Below are 18,924 nucleotides of genomic sequence, written 5' to 3' on the forward strand. Positions count from 1 at the left end.
CACATCTCTTCTTATTTTTAAGGAGGTAGGTCATGGGCAAGACGATGTTCGGGGTCTTCTTCGGCCTCGTGATGGTTATTGCTGGGGCGTCGGCGGCGTTGGCGCACCAGGCGGGCGGAGTCGAAGTCGGTGACTGGGAAACCGGTTCCGTGGTCGGTCAGCCGTTCAAAGAATTGGACGTGGACGCAGAACTCTATTCAGTCGCAATCGGAAACATGAAGACCTGGTATCCCCCGACGACCGTGATCGACTTCAAAGTGCGGCCGGGACGTCCGGTCCTGCTCAAGGTCACGAACAACGATACCACGGAGCACGGGTTCCAATTGACCGATACGACGACGCAGGCTGCGCCGACCGCGGTGAATGCCAAGCTCGTCCTGAAGCCTGGGGAGACGAAATACATTGGCATCCCCACCAGCGATCTGTTTTATGCCACGATGGGGAATACCCTCGGCTATCGGTGCCACCTTCATCCGGCTCACGTCGGTGGCAAGCTCGTCATGATCAAGTAGTCCACGTCATACCGTCGGTAAAATGACAACGTCCCCGCCGCTGGAAAGCGGCGGGGACGTTGTGTTTCAACGCTGCTCTTCCGCGGTTCAAGCCTCTTCTTCAGCCTTACATTCCGCGCCGGGTTCAATGGGGATGTTCTGTACGCCTTTGAGTTCTCCCGCCACGATCAGGAGCAGGAAATGATCCAAGTGGGGCTCCATGCTGCGCCGTTCCGTCACAATCGTATGGACGTCCACGATCATTTCATCTCCGTCCCACTGAGTCTCGTTAATGACCCAATAGTGAGTTGTCGCCTCGGGGAATTGACGGGCGACGAATTTCTCGATGATCACTCCGACATCACCGGTGCTCGCCTGGGAATGGGATGGCAGAGCGAGAAGTCCGAGCAGCGCGATCAGCACAAGCAATTGACGTCCCATGATTTACCTCCATGGGATAGGGCGGGAATGAAGCCTCCTCCTCAGGAGGGGCACGTGAACCTCTCTCCTCAGGATTTTACTGCGTGGCACGAGGGAAGTCCACGAATTGTGGTGGGTTGTCGTTTAGGAGAGGCATTGAAAGGCCCCGCGACTCGGTAAGCCACGGGGCCCAGGATTCAGTGATCGGTAGCAAAAGATGACTAGTTGCGCACTCCGCTCCAGACCTTCGCCGGGTCGATCGTCTTGTCCGGATTCAGCGTCTTCGCCTTTTCGAGCAACACATCCGTTCCTTCCGGATAGGCTGGATCGGAGATACAGCAATTGTCGACTGGGCAGACCGCGGCGCATTGGGGTTCATCGAAATGTCCGACACATTCGGTGCACCGGTCGTGGGTGATCACGTAAATATTGTCGCCGACTCCCTGGCCGTCTCCTACATGGTTTCCCTTCGTTTCCGCATCGCTACGGGTTTCGAAGATTGCCTCGTTCGGACACTCAGGTAGGCAAGCTCCACAGGAAATACATTCATCAGTAATCAACAGTGCCATGACCCTCGCCTCCTTCTCGCCTCGGTGAAACAGCAAACAAACACAATTGACAAGCCCGCCACACCACGACATAGTGGCACGACAGCTGTGGCGCATTCTATTCTGTCGCTCTTTTCCAAGTCAACAGAACGGAGTCGGTTAGAAGGCCTAGATACGGTAATATGATGGGCCTTTGGGCCCAGTTACCTCGAAAAGGACAAAAGGACAACGGCACTCAGCGTTACCATGCCCGCACCTCAGCCGATCGACCGAGCACAATGGAAAACGCGGATCATCACGCTCGCGCTGTTGGCGATTCTGCTCATGAGTCTCTCGACCTTTCTGATGCAGCGTGAGGACACGAAGACGATCATCGTGACCTTTCCAACCGGAACAGAGTTGGAGGCCGAGGTGGCGGATACACCCGAAAAGCTGCTCTTCGGCTTGGCCTTCCAAGAGGCATTGCCCCCGAATGGAGGAATGATCTATATCTTTGAGCAAGCGGGAGCGCATCGGGTGACCACAAAGGAGTACCGATTCTCCGTCGATTTGATCTGGATCGATGAACGGCATCAGGTCGTCCAACTGCTGGAAAAGGTCGAACCCTGTCGGAAGGATCCCTGCCCTTGGTACGGCCCTCCGCCTGTGGCGGTCCGCTATTTGATCCAAGCAGAAGCCGGTTTCATCAAGGAGAAGGGTGTCGCGGTTGGGGATGAGTTGAAGTACACACTCCGCATGTAATGTTAGGAAATGTGCGGGCGGCGTTGCTCTGACCGATCGGGGCGACTGCTTCACAGCCGGGGAGATGAGGCCGTGACCATGGAAGGATTTCAGCCGGTCGGCTCCGTCGAGGATATTCCGCCGGGGCGATCCAAGGTCGTGAACATCAACAATCGTGCAATCGCCCTGTTCAATGTCGAAGGGCAGTACTTCGCCATCTATAACATTTGTCCGCACGAAGGTGGGCCGTTGAACGAAGGGCGCGTGAAAGGATTTGTCGTATCCTGTCCTTGGCATGACCTGGCCTTCGACATTCGAAACGGGCAGGGAACCGACGGGGGCGGCTATTGCGTCGGCAGCTACGAAGTCCGGGTGCTGGAGGGAGAGATTTTCGTCGGCCCCCGTCGCAAGACGTGACTCTGACCGAAGAACCGTCTCCGTTCACGGATGTGAGAGGGCAGTATCGCGCATGACGACGAGTCAAGATGAGGGGAGCGGCCAAGCGAACGCGGGTGTCAAGGCGATTCTGGCCGTCGTCGGCCGGCCGATCACCATTCATTTATGGGAAGATCGAACGCGTGGAGAGCAGTGGGTACCCACTTACGACGCCGCGGCGCTCGCGTTGCTCGGGGATGACTATCTCCGCATCGCCGGAAACAACGCAGTGGACAACGGGACAAGAACGTTCGAGTTTCAACCGATCAAGCCCGGCAACGTGCAAATCGTCTTCGAAAAGCGCATGGGATGGAAATTCACCGCGGAAGACCGGCGGGTGTTTTCCGTCATGATAGCCGGTGCCGAGCCACGGCGGGATTTCTGACCGTGCCGGAGGTGGCCTTTCTGAACGGACGATTCCTCCCCCTTGCCGACGCCGTGGTACCGATCGAGGATCGAGGATTTCAGTTCGGCGACGGAGTGTATGAAGTCATCCGCACCTATCGCGGCCGGCCGTTCGAAGCGGAGGCGCATCTCTCGCGCCTTGATCGGAGCGCCCAGGCGATTCAGCTGCAACAGCCGTATCCCCATGCCAGATGGTCGCAACTCATTCTGGAGGGAATCGAGCGGGCCGCCTATCGGGACAGCAAGATTTATCTGCAGATTACTCGAGGCGCGGCTCCGCGCGATCACGGCTACACCGCCGACCTCGTTCCCACCGTCGTGATGACGGTCCGTGAGTTGCAGCCGCTCGCCGAGTCTGTGAAGAGTCGCGGCGTGGCCGCGATGACGATGGACGATCTGCGTTGGGGGCGCTGTGATATCAAGAGCCTCAATCTCCTGGCCAACGTGCTCGCGCGCCAGCAGGCCAAGCAGGCAGGGATGTTCGAAACGATTCTGCTCAAAGACGGCCTTGTGACGGAAGGGGCCGTCAGCAATGTTGTTCTCGTTCGCGACGGATCGCTGGTCACGGCGCCGGAAGGACCGCGAATCCTTTCGGGGGTGACCAGAGAAGTGGTGCTGCGACTCGCTCGCGCCCGTGGCATTTCCGTCCATGAACGCTATCCCGCTCAGGCGGACCTGTTCGCTGCGGAGGAGGTCTTCCTGACCGGTACCACGGTCGAGGTTCTGGGAGTCGTCGAAATTGACGGCCAGGCGATCGGCTCCGGCCGGCCGGGCCCTGTGACCGGTCGAATCGCCGGGTGGTTTTCAGAGCAAACCGCCTGACCGTCCCCTTGCTTTGGCCAGGGTGACATGGTAAGGTGCTGCCGCGTAAAGTGGGCTCAGGCCCACTTTTTTGTTTGATCTGGTAGATAAACCAGCGAGAGAAACGGGGCTGAAGGAGTTGGTGAAAGAGTCCCGACCCGTCGTCGAACGCATCACAGAAGCGATCTCTCCCATCCTCTGGACGTTAGGGCTTGAACTCGTGGATGTCCTCTGTGTGGGGCAGGGGTCGCGGTCGGTGATCAGGGTGTTCATCGATAAGCCTGGGGGCGTGACCCTGAGCGATTGCGAGCGGGCTCACGTCGTGCTCGGGCCGGCGCTGGACGTCGCGGATCCGTTTCCCCACGCCTATACGCTCGAAGTGTCCTCTCCGGGCCTGGACAGACCATTCAAACGGATCCAGGACTATCGGCGGGCTATCGGGAAGGGGATCAGTCTCAAGCTCAAGGAACCTTGTGCCGGACAGTGGCGCATCGTCGGACGACTGACCGATGTGACCGAGCAGGTGGTGACGATCGCGGTTGCCGATCCACCTCCCGAGAGAATTCTGAACCTTGACCTCGAATCGATTGTGGAGGCCAAACTGGTAGTCACGTGGTAAGCGTTGGCGGATACAGCGGGGAGAGCGAGCGATGAATCGAGAACTCATTTCGGTGATCGACGAGATCGGGCGTCAAAAGGGCATCGACAAAACGAAAGTGATCGGCGCCATCGAAGCGGCACTGCAGACTGCAGCAAAAAAGCGATTCGGGCAGGCCGAGAATATTCAAGTCGAGATCGATGCCAAAACCGGCGAGATCTCAGTCGTCTCCAAGAAGATCATCGTCGATGCAGTGACGAATCCCAAGGCCGAGATTTCGCTCAAGGAAGCGAGGCAGTACGACAGCGAAGCGGAGGTGGGGGACGAGATCGGTTCGTTGATCGAAATGGACGAACTGGGACGCATTGCTGCCCAGACTGCGAAGCAGGTCATATTCCAGAAGGTCCGCGAGGCGGAATGGGAAGCAGTCCAAAAGGAGTACTCGACCAGACAGGGCGATCTGGTCAACGGCATCATCCTCGGAATGGAGCGCCGCAACTATCTGGTCGATCTCGGCAAGACCGAGGCGGTGCTCCCGATCCAAGAGCAAATCCCCCGAGAAACTTATCGTCGGGGTGATCGGGTCAAAGCTATGTTGCTGGAAGTTCGGCGGACCCCGAAAGACGTTCAGGTCATCCTCACCCGCAGCCACCCGCAGTTCGTCTCGAAGCTGTTCGAATTGGAAGTACCCGAGGTCATGGAAAAGATCGTGGAGATCAAGGCGGTGGTGCGCGAGCCGGGCGATCGGACCAAGATCGCCGTGACGTCACGGGAGAAGGCGGTTGATCCGGTCGGCGCGTGCGTCGGCATCAAGGGCTCGCGGGTCCAGGCCGTGGTCAGAGAACTGCGGGGCGAGAAAATCGACATCATCACCTGGACGATGGATCCGCGGGTGTTCATCGCCGAAGCGCTGAATCCGGCCACCATCGAAAAGGTCGGTGTGGATGAGGAGAAGAAATCCGCCCTGGTCGTCGTGGCCGATTCCCAGTTGTCCCTGGCGATCGGTAAGAACGGACAGAACGTCCGTCTGGCCGCCCGGCTGACCGGCTGGAAAATCGACATCATCAGCGCCACGGAGTATGAGAAGGAAAAGGCGGAGCGGGATCGAGAAATCAAGGCGGCGCTGGCGGAGGAGGCTGAAGCGCAGCGGCAACAGGAAGAGGCTCGACAACAGGAGAAAGCCCAGGCCGAGGCCGGAGAATAAGGCTGTAGTACCGAGACCGGGAATGAGCTGGGCGTAAGATCGATATGCGCGTCTACGAATTGGCGAAACAGCTTGGGATGGAGAATCGGGACCTGATTCCTGAACTCAAGCGAATGGGGATTGCGGTGGCCTCGCACAGCAGCGCGTTGGAGGACGAGGCCGTCCACAAGGCGTTGGAGAAACTGGGGCCCAAACATAAGTTCTCCACGAAGGAAGCAGAGGGAGGCCGAGGCGACCGCCACCGCGACACCGATCATCAGTCGGTGAGCGGGAGGGCCGGCGGAGCGCCTGTAGAGGAAGCGGCCAAGCCGGATAAGCGCCGCATTCTCATCAAGCGAAAAAAGACTGACGATGCGCCGGCCGAGGAAGCGTTCGTGCCGGTCATCGCCGTTCCTTCCTCCGGGACGGTATCGGAGTCGACGCTCCCGCCGCCCGCCACGCCTTCCCATCTTGAAGGTTCTCCTGTATCCCTCCCCGAGCCGCAGCCTGTGAGCGGAGCAGCCCCGCAGGTCCCGGCGTCTCTCCAGGGACAGACGGTTCAGGCCAAGCCCCTGGTCCCGGTTGGCGACGCGGTCACAGGCAAGAAGAAAGCGTTGGAGGAACTCCAGGCTGAAGGCCTCAAGGATAAGTTGAAGAAGGCCAGGAAGCCGGGACGCCCGAGAGAAGAAGACGACGTGCGGGTGCGGGAGGATGCCGCGCGGTGGCAGGATCTTCGCGCCATTCCCGTTCAGCGGCGTGAGGATCGGGCTCGTCACGTTCACCACAGCGCACCTGGAGAGATTACGAAGCCGCGCAAGAAGAGCGTGAAACTCTCGCCAGGGACCACGGTCAAGGACTTTGCCGAGTTGATCGGACAACGACCGGCGGACATTGTGCGCAAGCTCATGGACATGGGGCAAATGCTGACCTTCAATCAGCCCATGAATACCGACGTCGCGCTCATGATCGCCGAGGAAAGCGGCATCAGGGTGGATATTTCGGTCGAAAAGGCGGGAGAAGAATTGCTGGAAGATCTCGTTTCAACCGAGGGTGAGGGACGTCCGGAGCCGAGGCCGCCGGTGGTGACCATCATGGGTCATGTGGATCACGGGAAGACCTCGTTGCTTGACGCGATTCGCGAAACCAAGGTGGCGGAGGGTGAAGCCGGCGGGATCACTCAGCACATCGGGGCCTACACGGTGACCGTGCGCGGGAGGCTGGTGACCTTTCTGGACACTCCCGGACACGAAGCGTTTACCGCCATGCGCGCGCGTGGCGCCAAAGTGACCGACATCGTCATCCTCGTGGTGGCGGCCGACGATGGGGTTATGCCGCAAACCATCGAGGCCATCCACCATGCCAAGGCCGCGGGTGTCCCGCTCATTGTCGCGATGAATAAGATCGACAAGCCGACCGCCAATCCGGATCGTGTACGAAACGCGTTGTCCGAGCACGGCCTCATTTCCGAGGCCTGGGGCGGAGACACTATCATGGTGGAAGTGTCTGCCAAGCAGAAGACGGGTCTCGATCAGCTGTTGGAAATGATCCTGCTCCAGGCCGAGATCTTGGAACTGAAGGCGGATCCGCACGTGTTGGCGAAGGGCGCCGTAGTCGAGGCCAAGCTTGAGCGGGGTCGTGGGCCGGTCGCCACCGTTCTGATACAGAACGGCACGTTGCACGTCGGCGATGTTTTCGTTGTGGGCTCCTTCAGCGGCAAGGTGCGGGCGTTAATCAGCCATACCGGCGTCAAGGTGGAGGAGGCAGGTCCATCCATCCCTGTCGAAGTAATCGGGTTGCCCGGGGTTCCCTCCGCCGGTGATGTCTTTCAAGCCGTTAAGGATGAACGGGTGGCGCGCGAGATCGCCGAGGATCGTGCGCGCAAGCAGCGGGCCGCCGAATTGGCGGGCTCGGGGAAGGTATCGCTCAACGATCTCTTCGCCAAGATTCAGGAAGGATCGGTCAAGGAATTGGCCTTGGTTATCAAAGCGGACGTCCAAGGGTCGTCCGAAGCGCTGGCTGCGGCCATTGAAAAACTCCCCACCGAGCTCGTGAAGCTGCGCGTCATTCATAACGGCGTCGGCGGCATCACCGAATCCGACGTCCTGTTGGCCGCGGCTTCGAATGCCATCATCATCGGGTTCAACATTAGGCCGGAGACCAAAGCGTCCGTGTTGGCCGAAAAGGAAGGCGTCGACATCCGACTCTATACCATCATTTACGAGGCCTTGGCCGACATCAAGGCCGCGATGGAAGGTCTGCTGGAGCCGACACTCAAGGAGCGCATCCTGGGGCGCGCCGAAGTGCGTCAGGTCTTCACAGTTTCCAAAGCCGGAACGATCGGCGGGTCGTACGTGGTGGATGGCACGATCACGCGGGCCAGCGCCGGCGTCCGTGTCATCCGTGACAATGTGGTGGTTTATCAGGGAAAGTTGGGATCGCTCCGCCGGTTCAAGGACGATGTGCGTGAAGTGCAGCAGGGGTACGAGTGCGGTATCGGAGTCGAGAATTTCAACGATATCAAGGCCGGAGATATTATCGAGGCCTACGCGATCGATAAGATCGCGGTCAAACTCTGAGCCGCAAGCCGCCGCCGCGGATATGATCGTCGGGATTTGCACGGTTGAGCTGTTCATTTCAGATTCCCGGTCCTTGAAAGATAAGCGTCGGGTGCTTCTACGCCTGAAGGATCGCCTGCACGGGCAGTTCAATCTATCCGTGGCGGAGGTCGACGGACAGGATCTCTGGCAGAAGACCGTCTTGGGTTTGGCGTGTGTGACGAACGAGGGACGACACGCCAATCAGGTCTTGGATCAGGCGTTGAATTTGATCCAGAACGATCCGGCGGTGGAGCTCATTCAGTCCAAGGTGGAGTTGTTGTAGAGACGGGTAAAAGACGATGACGAGGCCGAAGAGCGAATACAGCCGGGCAGACCGCGTGGCCGACCAGATCCGCATGGAGGTGGCCGATATTCTAATGCGGAAGATCAAGGATCCGCGTGTGAAGTCGGTGACCGTGACGGATGTGGAACTCACAAGCGACCTGCGCATCGCCCGTGTTTTCGTGACGGCGCTGGGGTCCGACGAAGAAACCAGAGAGGTTTTTACCGGCCTGGCAAGCGTGGCCGGCTTTGTGCGTGGTGAATTGGGGCGCCGGCTGACGCTTCGATATCTTCCGGAGATCATTTTTGTGAAGGATGTGAGCGGGCCCAGAGGCGACCGCGTCTTGCGATTGCTTGACGAATTGCACGGACGAGATCCACAGGAACACGATTCATCGACCACGACCAATTCCTAGATGATGACGAATGTGGCGCAGAGTACCCTGGACGGTGTCCTGACCGTCAACAAGGAAGCCGGCTGGACGTCGCATGACGTGGTGGCCAAGATCCGACACGTTCTCGGGGGAGCCAAGGTTGGGCATGCGGGGACGCTGGACCCCGCCGCGACGGGGGTGTTGCCTGTCCTGATCGGTCGAGGAACGCGTATCGCCGAGTATCTTGTCGAGTGGGACAAAGAGTATCGCGCGGTGCTTCGCCTCGGTGAAACCACCGACACAGAGGATGCGACCGGTACCCTCGTGACTCGAGGGCGCACGGATCACGTGACGCCAACCGCCATTGAAGAGGTCGTGGTCCAGTTTCGGGGCGCCATCCAACAGGTGCCTCCGATGTATTCCGCCGTCAAGGTCGCAGGAGTCCCGTTGTACAAGTCGGCCCGTGCAGGAAGGACGGTTGCGAGGCAGGCGAGAACCGTCACGATTCACTCGCTCGACGTTCTCGAAATCGACGGACAGAATGTGACCCTTCGCGTCGTGTGTTCCAAGGGCACCTACGTGAGGACATTGTGCGCGGATATCGGAGCGGCGTTGGAAACCGGCGGGCATCTGCTGTCGCTGGAGCGCCGGCGTGTCGGACCGCTCACGTTAGATCAGGCTTCGACGGTTGACGAGGTGGCTTCTCGTTATGCGCTCGGCGATCTGGGAGAGACCGTCGTTTCCCTTGATCAGGCGCTCAGAGAGTTTCAGGCTGTGGTGGTGGACGGCCCGGCGGCTGAACGTGTGCGGCACGGGGCGCCGGTTCTGTTGAGGCACATTCGGGATTTGCCGGATTGTCGGCACGAGGTTGCGGCGTTGAGCAGACCGGTTCGTATCCATGACGTGGGGGGGCGGCTCCTAGCGATCGGGAAGTATCTCGTGCGGGGTGAGACGGTGCTGGCCGTCGAAAAACTGTTGATTGACCAAAACTAAGCAAGACGTAAGGAGAGAGAGGAGATTCATCCATGGCATTGTTGAAGGAAGCCAAGACCGAGTTGATCAGGCAGTATCGCCAGCATGACGGGGATTCGGGTTCGCCGGAGGTGCAGATCGCTGTGCTGACAAACCGGATCGGTTATCTGACGGAGCATTTCAAGCTGCACAAGAAGGACCATCATTCTCGGCGCGGCCTGCTTCAACTCGTCGGGCGCCGTCGCCGGCTCCTGGACTATCTCAGGGACGTGGACGAGGCTCGGTATCGGGCCGTCATCGACCGGCTGGGCATCAGAAAATAGTCGCGCGCACCAGCCTCAGACCAGTCGCACAGGTGAACACTGACATGGGCTCCGCTCGGACGGTGTTCGGAAATGCATGCTCAACGGCGAGTAGGAACGCTACTTTCCAGGATCATGTGCCTTCGAACTTTCCGCGTCGATTCCGAGTCCATCTCTGTGGGCATCTGTGGGGCACAACCATAAGGAGACCATAGATGGTACATGCAGTCGAACTCGACATTGCCGGCAGGACGTTGCGGCTCGAAACCGGACGGGTCGCCAAGCAGGCTGATGGCTCGATCTGGGCGTCGTACGGAGACACCGTGGTTTTGGCCACGGCGGTTGCGTCGCAGAACGCCAAGCCGGGGGTGGATTTTCTCCCCCTCACCGTCGACTATCAGGAAAAGGCCTATGCAGCCGGGAAGATCCCCGGGGGCTATTTCAAGCGTGAGGGGCGGCCGTCGGAGAAGGAAGTTCTGACGAGCCGATTGATCGATCGGCCGCTGCGTCCGCTGTTTCCAGAGGGGTATTATTTTGAGACCCAGGTGATCGCCTCGGTGTTGTCGGCGGATAAGACCGGCTCATCCGACGTCATCGGCATCACAGCGGCTTCCGCTGCATTGACCGTGTCGAACATCCCTTTCCTCGGGCCGGTCGCCGGCGTCAAAATCGGCCGTGTCAACGGGCAGTTCGTGGTCAATCCCGATCTGGAAACGCTCGAGCAAAGCGAATTGCATCTGGTCGTCGCGGGCACGGCCGAGGCCGTGATGATGGTCGAAGCCGGCGCCAACGAATTGCCGGAAACGACGATGTTGGCGGCGATCGAACTGGCCCATGCCGAGATCAAGAAGATCGTGGCGAAGATCAACGAGCTTCGGGTGCTGTCGGGCGACAAGTCGAAGCGTCCCGTGGTGACGGAGACGATCGATCCGGGTCTCGCGGGACAGGTCAAGGCGTTGGTCGCGCAGGGAATTCGCGACGCGATCATGATCCCGAACAAGACGGCGCGGCAGGAACGGTTGGATCTGATTCTAAAGGACGCGATCGAGAAACTGAAAAACCCGGATGACCCCAATCGCGAACGACACGTGAAGATCATATTCCATGGATTGGAATACACGGAAGTGCGGAACATGATTCTCGAGAAGGGGTCACGAGCCGATGGCCGCGGCCCCGGCGATATCCGCCCGATCACATGTGAAGTGGGAGTACTGCCCCGTACCCATGGGTCGGCGCTGTTTACCAGAGGCGAGACCCAAAGCCTCGCCGTCATCACGCTGGGCACCACGGACGATGAACAGCGCATTGACGCGCTCGAGGGCGAATATACCAGGACGTTCATGCTCCATTACAATTTCCCGCCATTCAGCGTCGGGGAGGCGAGGCCGTTGCGATCGCCAGGCCGGCGGGAAGTCGGCCATGGAGCTCTCGCTGAAAGGGCTCTCAAGCCGGTCATCCCCGGCAAAGACGTGTTCCCCTATACCTTACGTATTGTCTCCGACATTCTTGAATCGAACGGATCCTCCTCTATGGCGACCGTCTGCGGCGGCACGCTCGGCATGATGGACGCCGGGGTGCCGATCAAGGAGCCGGTGGCCGGTATCGCCATGGGACTCATCAAGGAAGACGACCGTGTGATGATACTGTCCGACATTCTCGGGCTGGAAGATCACCTGGGCGATATGGATTTCAAGGTGTGCGGTACCAGGCACGGCGTGACCGCGCTTCAGATGGACATCAAGATCGGCGGTATTACACCCTCCTTGATGCACCAGGCATTGGAGCAGGCCAAGACGGGACGGTTGCACATCCTGAACTGCATGCTCAAGGCGATCGGAGCCCCGCGACAGAACATGTCCGCGTTTGCCCCGCGCATCTTCACGATGAAAGTGAAGCAGGACAAGATTCGGGAAGTCATCGGCCCGGGCGGGAAGACCATCCGCGGCATCCAAGCCGATTGCGGAGTCAAGATCAATATTGAGGATACCGGCGTGGTCACAATTGCGTCCGTCGACGAGGCATCATTGGAGAAGGCAAAGGAACTGATCGGTCGGATCGTCGAAGAGGTGGAGGTCGGCAAAACCTACTTGGGGACCGTTCGAAAGATCATGGACTTCGGAGCGTTCGTCGAGGTCCTTCCCGGGACGGACGGCTTGGTCCATATTTCACAGCTCGCGCATCATCGGGTGAAATCCGTGGCGGACGAAGTAGCCGAAGGCGATCAAATCCTCGTCAAGGTATTGGAAGTCGATCGCCAAGGGAAGATCCGTCTGAGTCGCAAAGAAACGATGCCGGCTCCGACCGGAGCGGGAGCGAAGGATCAATCTGCCGGGTAAGCACGTTGTACCGCAAGCTCGTCCTCGACAACGGCATGCGGGTGGTGACCGAGCGGATCTCGACGCTCAAATCGGTCACAGTCGGGATCTGGGTCAACACCGGGTCCCGTGACGAACAGCCGTCGCAAGCCGGGTATTCCCACTTCATCGAGCACATGTTCTTCAAGGGGACGCGTTCACGTTCCGCCGCCGAGATCTCCCGTGAGATTGACGGTCTGGGCGGCGAGATGAACGCATTCACGACCCGCGAGACGACTACCTTCTACGTGAAGGTTCTGGATCAACAGCTGGAGCGTGCGCTCCAGCTCCTCTCCGACTTGTTTTACCGCTCGCAGTTCGACGCCAAAGAGGTTGAGAAAGAAAAACAGGTCGTGCTCGAGGAGATCCGCATGGTCCAGGATGATCCCGAGGACTATGTTCAAGAACTCCACATGATGCAGATTCTCGGGCATCACCCGCTAGGGCAGTCGATTCTGGGTCGGGAAGAAACCATCAGACAACTCAAGCGCGAGCACATCATGGCGTATATCGGAGCCCGCTATGATCCTGCTCAGATCGTTATCGCGATCGCCGGGAATTTCGAGCAGCGTTCGCTGGAGAGACTCGTTTCGCGCTATTTCCGCCGTGCGCGCACAGGTGGCATCTCGGAGTCGGAGTATCCGGCTCGGCGGCCGCCGGAGGTCAAGGGTGGCATACTGGTCAGACAGAAGGCGCTCGAACAGGTTCATCTCTGCCTGGGGTTGAACGGTGTGGCGGCCGGACATCAGGATCGGTATGCCGCATATGCTCTCAACAGCATTTTGGGAGGTAGTGTGAGTTCCAGGCTCTTTCAAGAAGTGCGGGAGAACCGAGGGCTGGCTTATTCGATCTATTCATTTCTCTCCGGCTATTCCGATGGCGGTATGATCACGGTCTACGCCGGCACCAAGGCCAAAGAGGCGACTCGTGTTGTCGATGTGATTTGTCGTGAGATCAGACGTCTGCGAAACAAAGGTGTCGAAAAGCACGAACTCCAACGAGCAAAGAATCAGATGAAGGGCAGTCTGATGCTCAGCCTGGAGAGTTCCCACAGCCGCATGAGTAAATTGGCGAAGGATGAATTGATCCACGGTGCACGCATCTCGCTTGAAGAAATCCTGCGCCAAATTGATCGGATCAAACCAGAACATGTCCATCGAGTCGGTCGGGAGCTGTTTGGATTTGATCGGTTGTCGATCACGGGCCTGGGCCCCATTTCGCCGCGCGCCCTTCAGGCATACAGATGAGAACTCTCTAATAGATCGCGCTTCGTTCCTGGAAAATGACTGGTCGAACACCGACGATGTGTCTACATAAGTATTTGTTTTCAATGAGACTTCTTGCAGATCCCCTGCGTTGTCCACAGCGGATAACATTTCCTTGACTCCATAGTATGTTTTCAGTACCATGAGCCCCGCTTAACACGTCATTCAGAATTGAAGCAAATGCACCACGAGGGAAAGCAAAGGAGGTGGCTCTCGATCCTGCTCTCGTGAACGCGTGGTTCTCAATTTCGGCTCCATTTTATCGTACTCTAAACTCGAGCGTTCATCAGTCTTGTAGTTGTACTTTTTATGAAGGAGGGATTGGGTATGAAAAGGGTCGTACTTCTAGCCGCAGTTGCAGTGTGCTCTGTGCTCGGCTTGCTGACGGCTGAATTCGCTGCCGCCGCTGATGCTCCTGGCGGGCCGACTGGCCCTGCCGACAATATTGTCGGAGGGAAACCCATGAAGTCTGGTGAAGCGACCAAGACTCTCAAGGGTCGGGTTTGGTCTCAGTGGGCTGATAATCCCGATGGAGAGTTGCTGTTCGGCATTCAATATTGGAATACCGGCGAACCGGCTTCCGGCACCCCCGCCGGTCGTTCGTCCACAGACCTTGACGTCAAGCCGCCCGATCCCTTGTTCGTCTGTTGCGCCTGGGGCTTCGTCGGAGGAGCCGAGAGAAACAACCCCTACGCCGGCTGGTACCATGCGGCAACGACTGTCCGCCTAGCAGTGAAAGACAAGGCGCTGATGGATCAGATCATCAAGGCTTCGCAGGAACTGGTGGCCATGGAAGTGAGCCTTGACGGCCGCACGATCACTGGCTTCAAAGTCATTAAGGAATAGACCTCAATAGCTATCATTCTTTTACGTTTGCTAAGGAGGACGCGATTATGAAGTTTCATGCGAAAGGCTGGGCCGTCATGGCTGCAGTTGCATTGGTGGTCTCAATGGCCTCCGCCGCCCTGGCCATTGAGTCGTTCCAGGAGCGGTTCGAGTGGGGGGACATGAGCAAGCCAACCACGCTTCAGGGTCGAGTGATTATTCTCGATCCCTATGATGAAGCGGTCTGGATCAATGTGGCTGTGTTCGGAGGCAATGCGGAGAGTGGTTTGTTCTGGCAGAAGATTCATCCGGGCAAGAATCTCAAGTTCTATGCGGACAAGGGTGCCTGGGAAGAACTCAAGAAGATGGGCAGGCCTCATGCGGGTCCTGCTGCCGCCAAGGAAGTCCCGCCTGGCAGCACGACCGATCTGATCGAATTTACGGTCACCGAAACCGAGCAGAACCATCGCGTGATTTCCTCGGTCAAGAAACTCCCGGAAACCGCCGGTGCACCGGGGAAGCCGGTCAGCATTTCGGCGCTTCGTTTGAAGGATTGTGTGGGAAAGAACGAAACGGACGCGTCCTGTTATGCGGCCAAGCAAGGATTGAATACCTCGCCGAAGACGCCGGATGGGGCCACGTTGCCTCTTCAGTACGATGTACTGACTCCGGACAAGAAGCCTCTCGGAGGTTTGATTCCCTGGACGGCGAAGTATAACCTGCCTGGTGGCGGAGGCCACTGAGCGATCGTTTCGGTCGAAGTAAAGGGCGGTAGCTCCTCAGGAGCTACCGCCCTTTTGCTTTGTTGATGAGTGCGAATCAGTTGCGCGTTTCTGGAGGTCTGCCAACCGATTCAAAGCATCGAGCGGGGTGAGGGAGAAGAGATCGATTTGTCTGACCTCTTCGATGAGGGGATGGGGTCGAGGGTCGGATGTACCCATGTTGACTGGTCGTTCGGCGAGTCGAACAGCGTCTGCCTGGGAAGCGGGTGCTTCTAATTGTGACAGGACTTCCTGTGCTCGATCGATGACGGACGAGGGAAGACCAGCCAGCTTTGCGACGTGAATGCCGTAGCTCTTATCTGCACCCCCCGGCTGAATCTTCCGAAGAAACAAGACATCCCCGTTGCGTTCTTGAACCACGACGCGATAGTTGCGGATGCCGTCGCGCAGGCTCTCCATCTGCGTCATCTCATGATAGTGCGTCGCAAAGAGAGTCCGCGCGCCCAGAGAGCGGCGGTCGTGGACGTATTCCGTGATGGCCCAGGCGATGCTCAGTCCGTCATAGGTGCTGGTCCCTCGACCGATCTCGTCGAGCAAAATCAAGCTTTTGCTCGTGGCAGAGTTCAGAATCTGCGCGCTCTCGATCATCTCGACCATGAAAGTACTCTGGCCGGCGGCGAGGTTGTCGGAAGCGCCGACACGGGTAAAAATTCGGTCGACAAGTCCAATATGGGCTTCGGCGGCGGGTACGAAGCTGCCGATCTGCGCGAGCAGGACAATGAGGGCGACCTGGCGCAAGTAAGTGCTCTTCCCCGCCATGTTGGGGCCGGTGAGAAGAATGACCCGATTCGATTCGCCGTCGAGAAGGGTGTCGTTCGGAACGAACGGCAGGTCCGTGCTCAACTGCTCGACTACGGGATGGCGACCCTCGACAATCCTGATTTCGTCGGCGTCATCAATGGTCGGCTGGACATACCGGTGCAAGGCGGCAGTTTCCGCCAATCCCGCGAGCACGTCGAGACGAGACAGGGCCTGGGCCATCGATTGTAAACGCGGGAGTTCCTTGGCGATTTGTTCCCGCACTTCCGCAAACAGCTCTTCCTCCAACGCATGCAGCTGGGATTCTGCCCCCGTGACTTGTTCTTCCAAGTCTTTCAGTCCGGCGGTCATGTAACGTTCGACGTTGGCCAGGGTCTGCTTTCGGACGTAATCCGGCGGCACCTTCGAGAGGTTGGCTTTGGTTACCTCAATGTAATAGCCGAACACCTGGTTGAACCGGACCTTCAGTGAGTCGATGCCGGTTCGCGTGCGCTCCTGGCTTTCCAACGCGGTGATCCAGTCTTTTCCCTCGTGTCTCCGTTTCCGAAGCGCATCAACTTGAGGATGAAAACCTTCACGGATCACCTGGCCGTCTCGAACGGACATCGGTGCGTCGGGAGCGATCGCGCGCTCAATCACCTCATGAACGTCTCGACAATCGTCCCAGTTGTTTCGGATATCGACGAGTAGGGTCGCCGTGAAGGCATCCAGGGTGGATCGCAGCTCGGGCAGGGTGCGGAGCGAGTGTTTCAGCGCAAGGCATTCTTGCGGGCCGGCCAGGCCCAGCGTGATGCGGCTGCTCAACCGGGCCAGGTCCTGGACCGTCCGTAGGATAGATCTGAGCGCAACCCGTTGAGAGAGGCACCGCTTCAACTCACCAACGGCGTCCAGACGGGATTGGATCGTTCGGCGATTGAGAAGGGGACGAACCAGCCATTCTCTGAGCAGCCGACTGCCCATGGAGGTGGAGGTCCGGTCCAGCGTCGACAGCAAAGTCGCGTGGCGGGGGCCCGTCCGCCCGTCCCCTCCGGTCAGCGGGCGAACGAGTTCAAGATTGCGAATCGTGGTTCCGTCCAAATGCATGGACTCTTCGTGCCACCGCCGTTGCAAGCGCCGGATATGTGCGAGGGAAGCCGTCGGCTGGGTCTCCCGAAAATATCGCCACACGGCGCCGGCGGCCGCGAGACCGACCGTCAGACCGACGCAGCCGAATCCGTCAAGCGACTCCACGCCGAAGTGGGCCTTCAAGAGCGCCGTCGCCTCCTGCTCGGAAAAGGCGGCAGCGGGTTGGGCGCACAATCGTGCTTCGTTGAAACGAATCAATAGGGGCGCGACGGACTGATCTGACTCGGAGTACAGCAATTCCTTCGGCTCAATTCTGGCCAGTTCATCGAGCAACCTGGATTCGACGGTTTGGCGACCGCCCTGAAATTCCGTCACCCAAAACTCACCGGTTGACACATCGAGGTTGGCCAGGCCGACCGACGGCGCACGCTTCGCTCCGCTCTGCGGTGAGCAGAAAACGGCCGTCAGAAAGCTTGATTCGCCTGCCGGAAGAAATTCCGTATCGACGAGGGTTCCGGGAGTGTACAGGCGCACGACTTCGCGCCGTACGAGTCCTTTAGCTAATCGCGGGTCCTCGACTTGTTCGCACAGGGCGACCGTGCGACCGGCCTTCAAGAGTTTGGCAATGTAGGTTTGTGCTGCGTGGTGAGGCACTCCACAGAGCGGGATCGGGTCTGTACTGCTCTTGTCGCGCGAGGTGAGCGCAATGCTCAGCAGAACGGATGCTTCCCTGGCATCGTCACCGAACATTTCATAGAAGTCGCCGACGCGAAAAAAGAGGATTGCCTCGGGATAGCCGCGCTTAAGCTCATGGTATTGCCGCATGAGCGGCGTGACATCGGCGTCACTCATCGGTTTGCGCTCGGAGCGAAGAGTCTCCCGCCGCCATGGATGACGTTTTCGCCGTCAACTTCTCCAAGGAGTTCCGCAGCCGTTCGAGGTCTACCTCTGCCTCCTGCAACGCTTTGGTCTTCCGGCGAAGTTCGATCCGGCCTCGGACCCACGGTGGGAACAAGAGGATTCCTGAGACCAGCAGGCCGACGGCAAATCCGGCCAGAATCGGTTTGTAAATGGGTGTGGAGGCGGAAAAGAGTCCGAAGAAATACCGAAGCGTGACTTCCTGTTCCTGATTCTGCAGGAAGAAAGCCAGACACAAGAGAAGAAGGGTTCCTACGAGAATGAGCCGAATCATGCTGGCGATACCTTCCTGCGCGCCGCCGCGAGTTGGGGGAATTTCGTCTTTGCCCGCGCCAGCAGTCCGGTTGAAACCGGTCCTTGGGCCGCCAATCGAATTCTTCTACTCCCAATGGTCAGGTGGCGCAACTCAATTTCAAGACGGTCGTCCGGCCACCAGCCGGGCGACTTGTCGGCCCATTCGACGGCGGCAACGGTGGTTCCTGACAGATATTCCGTCAGTCCCATCGATTCCGGTTCATGAGGCGACCGGATCCGGTACAGATCCATGTGCACTAAGACGAGCCTCCCGCGATACTCATGAGCAAGAATGAACGTGGGGCTGCTCACGGACATCGGACAGGCGTTCAAACCCTTGGCGATTCCCCGTACCAAGGTCGTTTTCCCCGCTCCTAACGTTCCGATGAGGGCCAGAAATTCTCCACCGCGCAACGTGTGACCCAAAGCCTGACCGAGCCGGTCCGTTCCGCTCGCCGACCGAGAAGTCAGCTGCCACGTCGGCTTCGATCGCGCTATGGCGTGGCGTTGCCGGATGGGCCGCGACGCCACGGA

The 18,924-nt window shown here is 58.7% G+C and carries 21 protein-coding genes; 16 read left to right on the forward strand and 5 right to left on the reverse strand.

Annotation, left to right across the window (positions count from 1 at the left end):
- Nucleotides 1-32 precede the first annotated feature (32 nt).
- A complete protein-coding gene (locus P0111_02455; protein MDF0642868.1) occupies nt 33-512 on the forward strand; it encodes a hypothetical protein in 480 nt (159 codons plus the stop codon).
- Between the two features lie 87 nt (nt 513-599).
- Here P0111_02455 and P0111_02460 read toward each other — a convergent pair whose 3' ends face one another.
- Together P0111_02460 and P0111_02465 are read right to left on the reverse strand one after the other, a co-directional pair.
- Nucleotides 600-932, reverse strand: a complete 333-nt coding sequence (locus P0111_02460; protein ID MDF0642869.1) for a hypothetical protein — start codon at nt 930-932, stop codon at nt 600-602.
- A gap of 200 nt (nt 933-1,132) precedes the next feature.
- The gene (locus P0111_02465; protein MDF0642870.1) at nt 1,133-1,480 is read right to left on the reverse strand and encodes a 4Fe-4S dicluster domain-containing protein; all 348 of its coding nucleotides are present in this window, start codon (nt 1,478-1,480) and stop codon (nt 1,133-1,135) included.
- Nucleotides 1,481-1,705: 225 nt separating this feature from the next.
- Between P0111_02465 and P0111_02470 the strand changes: the two genes are divergently transcribed.
- The 15 genes from P0111_02470 (at nt 1,706) to P0111_02540 (ending at nt 15,315) form a co-directional block, all read left to right on the forward strand.
- Nucleotides 1,706-2,200 carry a DUF192 domain-containing protein gene (locus P0111_02470; protein MDF0642871.1) on the forward strand — a complete coding sequence of 165 codons (495 nt, stop codon included), beginning with the start codon at nt 1,706-1,708 and terminating at the stop codon, nt 2,198-2,200.
- A 78-nt stretch (nt 2,201-2,278) separates the two neighbouring features.
- Nucleotides 2,279-2,596, forward strand: coding sequence for a Rieske 2Fe-2S domain-containing protein (locus tag P0111_02475; GenBank protein ID MDF0642872.1), 318 nt, complete (start codon nt 2,279-2,281; stop codon nt 2,594-2,596).
- A 52-nt stretch (nt 2,597-2,648) separates the two neighbouring features.
- Nucleotides 2,649-2,999 (forward strand): protease inhibitor I42 family protein, encoded by a 351-nt coding sequence (locus tag P0111_02480; protein MDF0642873.1) that lies wholly within the window; start codon nt 2,649-2,651, stop codon nt 2,997-2,999.
- 2 nt (nt 3,000-3,001) lie between these two features.
- The gene (gene dat / locus P0111_02485; GenBank protein ID MDF0642874.1) at nt 3,002-3,841 is read left to right on the forward strand and encodes a D-amino-acid transaminase; all 840 of its coding nucleotides are present in this window, start codon (nt 3,002-3,004) and stop codon (nt 3,839-3,841) included.
- Between the two features lie 121 nt (nt 3,842-3,962).
- Nucleotides 3,963-4,439: a ribosome maturation factor RimP gene (locus tag P0111_02490; GenBank protein MDF0642875.1), complete on the forward strand. Its 477-nt coding sequence runs from the start codon at nt 3,963-3,965 to the stop codon at nt 4,437-4,439.
- Nucleotides 4,440-4,470: 31 nt separating this feature from the next.
- Nucleotides 4,471-5,622, forward strand: a complete 1,152-nt coding sequence (gene nusA / locus P0111_02495) for a transcription termination factor NusA (protein ID MDF0642876.1) — start codon at nt 4,471-4,473, stop codon at nt 5,620-5,622.
- Between the two features lie 44 nt (nt 5,623-5,666).
- On the forward strand, nt 5,667-8,177 hold the full coding sequence (gene infB, locus P0111_02500; protein ID MDF0642877.1) for a translation initiation factor IF-2: 2,511 nt from the start codon (nt 5,667-5,669) through the stop codon (nt 8,175-8,177).
- A gap of 22 nt (nt 8,178-8,199) precedes the next feature.
- Nucleotides 8,200-8,481, forward strand: coding sequence for a DUF503 domain-containing protein (locus P0111_02505; GenBank protein ID MDF0642878.1), 282 nt, complete (start codon nt 8,200-8,202; stop codon nt 8,479-8,481).
- 16 nt (nt 8,482-8,497) lie between these two features.
- Complete coding sequence (rbfA, locus tag P0111_02510) at nt 8,498-8,896, forward strand: 30S ribosome-binding factor RbfA (protein MDF0642879.1); 399 nt, start codon at nt 8,498-8,500, stop codon at nt 8,894-8,896.
- Nucleotides 8,897-8,908: 12 nt separating this feature from the next.
- Complete coding sequence (gene truB, locus P0111_02515; GenBank protein ID MDF0642880.1) at nt 8,909-9,847, forward strand: tRNA pseudouridine(55) synthase TruB; 939 nt, start codon at nt 8,909-8,911, stop codon at nt 9,845-9,847.
- Nucleotides 9,848-9,879: 32 nt separating this feature from the next.
- Complete coding sequence (rpsO, locus tag P0111_02520) at nt 9,880-10,149, forward strand: 30S ribosomal protein S15 (protein MDF0642881.1); 270 nt, start codon at nt 9,880-9,882, stop codon at nt 10,147-10,149.
- Between the two features lie 194 nt (nt 10,150-10,343).
- Nucleotides 10,344-12,464: a polyribonucleotide nucleotidyltransferase gene (gene pnp / locus P0111_02525; protein MDF0642882.1), complete on the forward strand. Its 2,121-nt coding sequence runs from the start codon at nt 10,344-10,346 to the stop codon at nt 12,462-12,464.
- A gap of 5 nt (nt 12,465-12,469) precedes the next feature.
- The gene (locus tag P0111_02530; GenBank protein ID MDF0642883.1) at nt 12,470-13,729 is read left to right on the forward strand and encodes a pitrilysin family protein; all 1,260 of its coding nucleotides are present in this window, start codon (nt 12,470-12,472) and stop codon (nt 13,727-13,729) included.
- 345 nt (nt 13,730-14,074) lie between these two features.
- The gene (locus P0111_02535; GenBank protein MDF0642884.1) at nt 14,075-14,593 is read left to right on the forward strand and encodes a hypothetical protein; all 519 of its coding nucleotides are present in this window, start codon (nt 14,075-14,077) and stop codon (nt 14,591-14,593) included.
- 47 nt (nt 14,594-14,640) lie between these two features.
- Nucleotides 14,641-15,315: a hypothetical protein gene (locus P0111_02540; GenBank protein ID MDF0642885.1), complete on the forward strand. Its 675-nt coding sequence runs from the start codon at nt 14,641-14,643 to the stop codon at nt 15,313-15,315.
- A 36-nt stretch (nt 15,316-15,351) separates the two neighbouring features.
- On the opposite strand, the gene mutS is transcribed toward P0111_02540, so the two are convergent.
- Genes mutS through tsaE form a run of 3 tightly spaced genes read right to left on the reverse strand, consistent with a single transcriptional unit; the run spans nt 15,352 to nt 18,921 of the window.
- Complete coding sequence (mutS, locus tag P0111_02545) at nt 15,352-18,030, reverse strand: DNA mismatch repair protein MutS (GenBank protein MDF0642886.1); 2,679 nt, start codon at nt 18,028-18,030, stop codon at nt 15,352-15,354.
- On the reverse strand, nt 18,023-18,370 hold the full coding sequence (locus P0111_02550) for a LapA family protein (GenBank protein MDF0642887.1): 348 nt from the start codon (nt 18,368-18,370) through the stop codon (nt 18,023-18,025). Before P0111_02550 ends, mutS begins: the two co-directional genes overlap by 8 nt.
- Nucleotides 18,367-18,921: a tRNA (adenosine(37)-N6)-threonylcarbamoyltransferase complex ATPase subunit type 1 TsaE gene (tsaE, locus tag P0111_02555; GenBank protein ID MDF0642888.1), complete on the reverse strand. Its 555-nt coding sequence runs from the start codon at nt 18,919-18,921 to the stop codon at nt 18,367-18,369. Before tsaE ends, P0111_02550 begins: the two co-directional genes overlap by 4 nt.
- Nucleotides 18,922-18,924: the final 3 nt, after the last annotated feature.

It is taken from the genome of Nitrospira sp., from assembly GCA_029194535.1.
Taxonomy (GTDB): domain Bacteria; phylum Nitrospirota; class Nitrospiria; order Nitrospirales; family Nitrospiraceae; genus Nitrospira_C.

Bases quoted from the DNA above. Each gene is read 5' to 3' on its own strand.
- P0111_02455 (MDF0642868.1), top strand. From the start codon at position 33: ATGGGCAAGACGATGTTCGGGGTCTTCTTCGGCCTCGTGATGGTTATT.
- P0111_02460 (MDF0642869.1), bottom strand. From the start codon at position 932: ATGGGACGTCAATTGCTTGTGCTGATCGCGCTGCTCGGACTTCTCGCT.
- P0111_02465 (MDF0642870.1), bottom strand. From the start codon at position 1,480: ATGGCACTGTTGATTACTGATGAATGTATTTCCTGTGGAGCTTGCCTA.
- P0111_02470 (MDF0642871.1), top strand. From the start codon at position 1,706: ATGCCCGCACCTCAGCCGATCGACCGAGCACAATGGAAAACGCGGATC.
- P0111_02475 (MDF0642872.1), top strand. From the start codon at position 2,279: ATGGAAGGATTTCAGCCGGTCGGCTCCGTCGAGGATATTCCGCCGGGG.
- P0111_02480 (MDF0642873.1), top strand. From the start codon at position 2,649: ATGACGACGAGTCAAGATGAGGGGAGCGGCCAAGCGAACGCGGGTGTC.
- nusA (MDF0642876.1), top strand. From the start codon at position 4,471: ATGAATCGAGAACTCATTTCGGTGATCGACGAGATCGGGCGTCAAAAG.
- infB (MDF0642877.1), top strand. From the start codon at position 5,667: ATGCGCGTCTACGAATTGGCGAAACAGCTTGGGATGGAGAATCGGGAC.
- P0111_02505 (MDF0642878.1), top strand. From the start codon at position 8,200: ATGATCGTCGGGATTTGCACGGTTGAGCTGTTCATTTCAGATTCCCGG.
- rbfA (MDF0642879.1), top strand. From the start codon at position 8,498: ATGACGAGGCCGAAGAGCGAATACAGCCGGGCAGACCGCGTGGCCGAC.
- rpsO (MDF0642881.1), top strand. From the start codon at position 9,880: ATGGCATTGTTGAAGGAAGCCAAGACCGAGTTGATCAGGCAGTATCGC.
- pnp (MDF0642882.1), top strand. From the start codon at position 10,344: ATGGTACATGCAGTCGAACTCGACATTGCCGGCAGGACGTTGCGGCTC.
- P0111_02535 (MDF0642884.1), top strand. From the start codon at position 14,075: ATGAAAAGGGTCGTACTTCTAGCCGCAGTTGCAGTGTGCTCTGTGCTC.
- P0111_02540 (MDF0642885.1), top strand. From the start codon at position 14,641: ATGAAGTTTCATGCGAAAGGCTGGGCCGTCATGGCTGCAGTTGCATTG.
- mutS (MDF0642886.1), bottom strand. From the start codon at position 18,030: ATGAGTGACGCCGATGTCACGCCGCTCATGCGGCAATACCATGAGCTT.
- P0111_02550 (MDF0642887.1), bottom strand. From the start codon at position 18,370: ATGATTCGGCTCATTCTCGTAGGAACCCTTCTTCTCTTGTGTCTGGCT.